Source organism: Hydrocoleum sp. CS-953 (assembly GCF_002260545.1).
GTDB lineage: Bacteria > Cyanobacteriota > Cyanobacteriia > Cyanobacteriales > Microcoleaceae > Trichodesmium.
Map to the genome: position 1 here is coordinate 1 of NZ_LGSU01000903.1, position 5,348 is coordinate 5,348.

Genomic DNA, 5,348 nt, shown 5'->3' on the forward strand with positions numbered 1-5,348 from the left:
CACCTACTCCCTCTGTAGAGTTATTTCAATCCCTTGCCTTATTCAATCTTAAAGCTTGAATTCTGAAACTTTTTGCTTAATACTTATTTGACAAACAGTCTCTAAAAATATCTACTTTCGGATTCCCGATCATGCAACGCTAAAAATCAAATCAATTATCCCACTATAAAGACATATCTGTAATCGGATGAGAGTAAATGATGATTGGCCAAATCGTAGATAAACGCTATCGTTTTATCCAACCTATAAGTTCAACTATTTTAGGGCAGACATATCTGGCAACAGATACCCACCGTCCAGGTTCACCCCAATGCGTAGTTAGAGAAATTCAACTAGGCAATTTTAACTCTGAAAATAGAGAGGTCATACTATCATTATTTGAAGAAAAAATAGAAAAGATTTATAGCTTGAGTCAACATGAGGGACTACCGAACTTATTAGCTTATTTTGAAGAAAACAATAATATATACTTGGTCGAAGATTATATAGTAGGTCTTTCTATAAGAGAAGAGTTAGCCCAAAATAAACCTTTGTTGGAAGCAGAAGTAATTAATATATTAAAGGAGGTGCTAGAAGTTTTAGTTTTGATTCATAGTCAAGGGGAAACTCATGGGAAAATTAAGCCAGGAAATTTAATTAGACGAATCTTAGATGGAAAATTATTCTTAATTAATTTTGGGTTAGAAAGAGAAATTCAGAGAATTTTAGAATTAAATCAAGAACCATTAATATCAGAAAATTACAACCAAAATAACTCTGATAGCTTACTTTATATACCCTTAGATAAAAATCAGCAGGAACTAGACAAAAAAAGTGATATTTATGCTTTAGGGATAATTGCTATTCAAGCACTAACAGGATTATCACCTCAAGATTTATTGAAGCAAAAACAAGCTAANCGAAAATTATATACCCTTAGATAAAAATCAGCAGGAACTAGACAAAAAAAGTGATATTTATGCTTTAGGGATAATTGCTATTCAAGCACTAACAGGATTATCACCTCAAGATTTATTGAAGCAAAAACAAGCTAACAATACTCCAGGAATAGAAATACCTTGGCAGAATTTACAAGTATGTTCTCTAGCACTATCAGATATCATTGACAAAATGGTAAATAGTCAAAGTAAACAAAATTATGAGTCAGCAACAGAAGTCTTAACAGAATTAAGTAAGATATCAGTCTCAGTAGATAATCAAATTCTCTCAAAACCAGAAACAATAACTACAAAACCTGAAGCTAGAGAAATTCAATCAACACCACCTCAACCCAAACCCAACAAAAAAAATATATTAATTGTTGGTTCAACATTTATAACAATAGTAGGAGTAGCGATCGCTCTTTGGCAATACCAATTTATAGTCAAAGCAGAAACACTTTATAAGCAAGGTCAAGAATTAGCCAAACAAGGAAAACAACCAGCAGCGATCGCCAACTACACCGAAGCACTGAAACTAAACCCCAAAAATGCCTCCGTTTACTATCAAAGAGGCAACTCTTACTATTCTCAAAGAGCTTATGAAAAAGCAATAAAAGATTATACAACAGCAATTAAAATCAAAGGAAACTATAACGATGCTTATTATCAACGCGCTCTAGTTTATTATGAACTAGATAACAATGAAAAAGCAATTACCGATTTAACGCAAACATTAAGAATCAATCCTAACTATACTAAAGCTTATAACAAACGAGGGCAAATTTACTACGAAATTGGAGACTACAAAAATGCCATCCAAGACTACAGTCAATCAATGAGACTTAATCCCAAAGATAGTAACACCTATATTAATAGAGGAACAGCAAGAGGAACGATAGGAGATCGAGCAGGTGCAATTAGTGACTACACTCAAGCTATCAAATTCAACCCCAATGATGTACAAGCATATCATCATCGAGGTAACTCTCACTTAGAAATGGCAGAATATCAAGATGCGATCGCAGATTACGCACGGGTATTAGAATTAAAACCAGATGATTCAGATGCTTATACAAATAAATGTAGCGCTTATCTAAATCTGGCAAATCATCAAGCTGCGATTTCTGATTGTAACCAAGCAATAAAAATCAATCCTGAAAATGATTTAGCATACAATCATCGATGTATTGCTTATTTCAATCTAGGAGAATATCAAAGAGCAACAGAAGACTGCAGTATTGCTATTGATATAGACAATAAAAATGCCAAAGCTTACATAAACAGAGGTTTAGCGCAGTCTGCTAATGGCTATTTTCAAGCAGCAATAGAAGACTTTACCACAGCAATAAAAATCAATCCTCAAGATGTCCTTGCTTATAATCATAGAGGAATACTTTTCTCAGAAATAGGAAACTATAATCAAGCTATTAAAGATTTTTCCCAAGCAATTAAACTCAATCCCAGTAATGCTAAAGCATACTATAATCGAGGAATTATTCTGTATGAATTACAAGAGCTACCAGCAGCAGTAGCAGACTTTCGGGAAAGTGCTAACTTATCTTTAGAACAAGGTAAAATAAAGGATTATCAAAACTCCCTCAATATNACTATAATCGAGGAATTATTCTGTATGAATTACAAGAGCTACCAGCAGCAGTAGCAGACTTTCGGGAAAGTGCTAACTTATCTTTAGAACAAGGTAAAATAAAGGATTATCAAAACTCCCTCAATATGATAGAAAAACTGCAATAATTAACTGTTTTAACAAAAAAACTTACCATTTTAAATTATACCTAAAGCTAAAATTTAACTATTTTAAATAAGAGTTTGGGTTCTTATTTATTTTATTTAATATATCATATAAAATAATACCAACTACCAAAAATAGTGAGAGACTTATACCGTTTCACGGAAGTCAGAAGTCATAAGTCATAAGTCAGAAGGGATAATTCGCGTAATTAGGAGTATTCCATAGGAAATCACCCGTACAAAAGGCGGAATTAACTTGACGAAAAACTTTGACAAGACAATAGTTTCCGGCAATTATTTGACATTTAAAGTGGGAAACTATTTGTGACATCCTTAAAGTGAATTGGTATTAATTCATCACTTAATCTACTCTGTATATACCCTGTGCCCTATTCTGACTTAATTTCTCTTGATAGTTAAGAAAAATGGTATAAAATAAATAACATGAACATGATAGGTCAACTGCTAGATGGACGTTACCGCGTCGTTCAAGTCCTGAGTTCTGGTGCTTTTGGACAAACATACTTGGCTGCCGATACTCGTCGCCCTGGGCATCCTCAATGTGTGGTCAAACAACTAAGGGCTCCTGGTAATAGTTTTACGATTGTCAGAACTGCTCACCGTTTGTTCAAGCAAGAAGCAGAAATATTAGAAAAATTAGGAAGACACGATCAAATTCCTTTATTATTAGCTTATTTTGAAGAAAATAATCAATTTTATTTAGTAGAAGAATTTATTCCTGGAACACCATTAAATAAAGAAATTATTCCTGGTAAACCTTGGCAGGAAAAACAAGTAATTCAACTATTATTAGAAATCTTAGAAATTTTAGGATTTGTACATGGACATGAAGTAATTCATCGAGATGTTAACCCATCAAATTTAATTAGACGTCAACCAGATGGAAAATTAGTTTTAATTGACTTTGGTTCGGTGAAAGAAGTTAGTCATCGGATCGCAGAAGCAAACGGAGAAATGCAACGAACTATTGCTACAGGTACCCCCTCCTATATGCCGATCGAACAATTTCAAGGCATTCCTCAATATAATAGCGATCTGTATGCAGTAGGTATGATTGGGATTCAAGCTCTGACAGGTATTCCTAGTGGTGAACTGCCAAAACTACAAGACCTCTCTCCATCAAATCCTAGTGGTATCCTCTGGCGAAATCGCGCACAATGTTCCTCAAATCTAGCGGATATTATGGAGAAAATGGTACATTACCATTACACAAAACGTTATCAGTCTACAGCAGAAGTTGTCAAAGCGTTACAGAAAATTAGCGGTCGCCCCCACAGAATGATGGCGTCAACACCCATAAATGAAAGCAGTATAAATCCTCAAATTCAAACAAGTCGTAAGGGTCTAGCATCCAATTCATTATGGTTAGTTGTATTTGGTTTTGCAAGTTTAGGGGTGATAGCAGTGCTGATTGGGATAGTAAGTTTTTTGAATCGTCCTAACCCGATAAAAGCAGAAAGACTATTTGAAAGAGGGGTAGAAAGTGTTAATCAAGGCAATGAACAAGGAGCAATTTCAGCATTTAATCAAGCAATTAAATTGAATCCTGGTCAAGCAGAGTATTTCTACCAGCGGGGGAATGCTTATTACAATTTAGAAAACTATCAAAATGCTATTGCTGATTACAGTCAAGCGATTAATCTTAATCCCAGTTATGTTAATGCTTATTTTAACCGAGGGGGAGTTCATTCTGATAACCAAAATTATGCAGGAGCAATTGATGATTTTACCCAGGTGTTGCGCCTGAAACCTCAAGATTCTGAAGCTTATTACAAACGAGGATTTGTTTACTATAAATCCCAAAACTATCCGGCGGCGATTAAAGATTATACTCAAGTTCTGAAACTGCAACCAAATGATATTAATGCTTACCATGCAAGAGGGTTAGCTCGTGCTGCCAATAATGATTTACAAGGAGCAATAGCAGATTACACTGAGATGATTAAAATTGCACCAAAAGAGATAGATGGTTATTATAACAGAGGCAGAACTAGGTTTTTTATGGGAGATTATCAAGGTTCTCTAGATGATTACAATAAAGTTATTGAAATAGATCCTAAAAATGAAGAAGGTTATGCTAATCGTTGTAGCACATACTTGAATTTAGCAGAGTATGAAAACGCTGTATCTGATTGTACTAAAGCAATTGAAATTAACTCTAAAAATTACATTGCTTATAATAATCGATGTATTGCTTATCTAAATTTACAAGAGTATGAAAAATCTGTATCTGACTGCACTGCAACAATTAAACTCGATCCTGAAAATCCTAAAGCTTATACAAATAGAGGTTTAGCTTATGCTACAGCTAATCAACCAGAAAAAGCAATAGAAGATTATACTCAAGCAATAAAATTAAGTCCAAATAATGCTGAAGCTTATGCAAATCGTGCTACTATTTATTCAGAACAAGAAAATTATCAGCAAGCGATCGCCGATTATGCTCAAGCTATTAGACTTAACTCAGAATATGCGGGTGCTTATTACAATAGAGGATTAGTTAGAATTAATATCGGAGATAGAAAAGGAGCAATTAGTGATTTTGAAAAAGCAGCTAAACTTTATTTAGAACAAGGTCGTACAGGGGGTTTTAAAGATGCTAAATATCAAATTGATAGATGGAAATAATTTAGGGAATAGGGAATAGGGGAGTAGGGG

General features: G+C 34.1%; 2 protein-coding genes and 1 pseudogene. All 3 read left to right on the forward strand.

Features of this window, described 5'->3' with window-relative positions:
* Positions 1 to 200: 200 nt before the first annotated feature.
* Positions 201 to 898: pseudogene (locus tag AFK68_RS44905) on the forward strand (serine/threonine protein kinase); the annotation flags it as partial.
* Between the two features lie 212 nt (positions 899 to 1,110).
* A partial coding sequence (locus AFK68_RS44910) for a tetratricopeptide repeat protein (RefSeq protein ID WP_371357346.1) occupies positions 1,111 to 2,525 on the forward strand: 1,415 nt, incomplete at its 3' end.
* Between the two features lie 588 nt (positions 2,526 to 3,113).
* Complete coding sequence (locus tag AFK68_RS12135; protein ID WP_210407366.1) at positions 3,114 to 5,318, forward strand: serine/threonine-protein kinase; 2,205 nt, start codon at positions 3,114 to 3,116, stop codon at positions 5,316 to 5,318.
* The last annotated feature ends 30 nt before the right edge of the window (positions 5,319 to 5,348 follow it).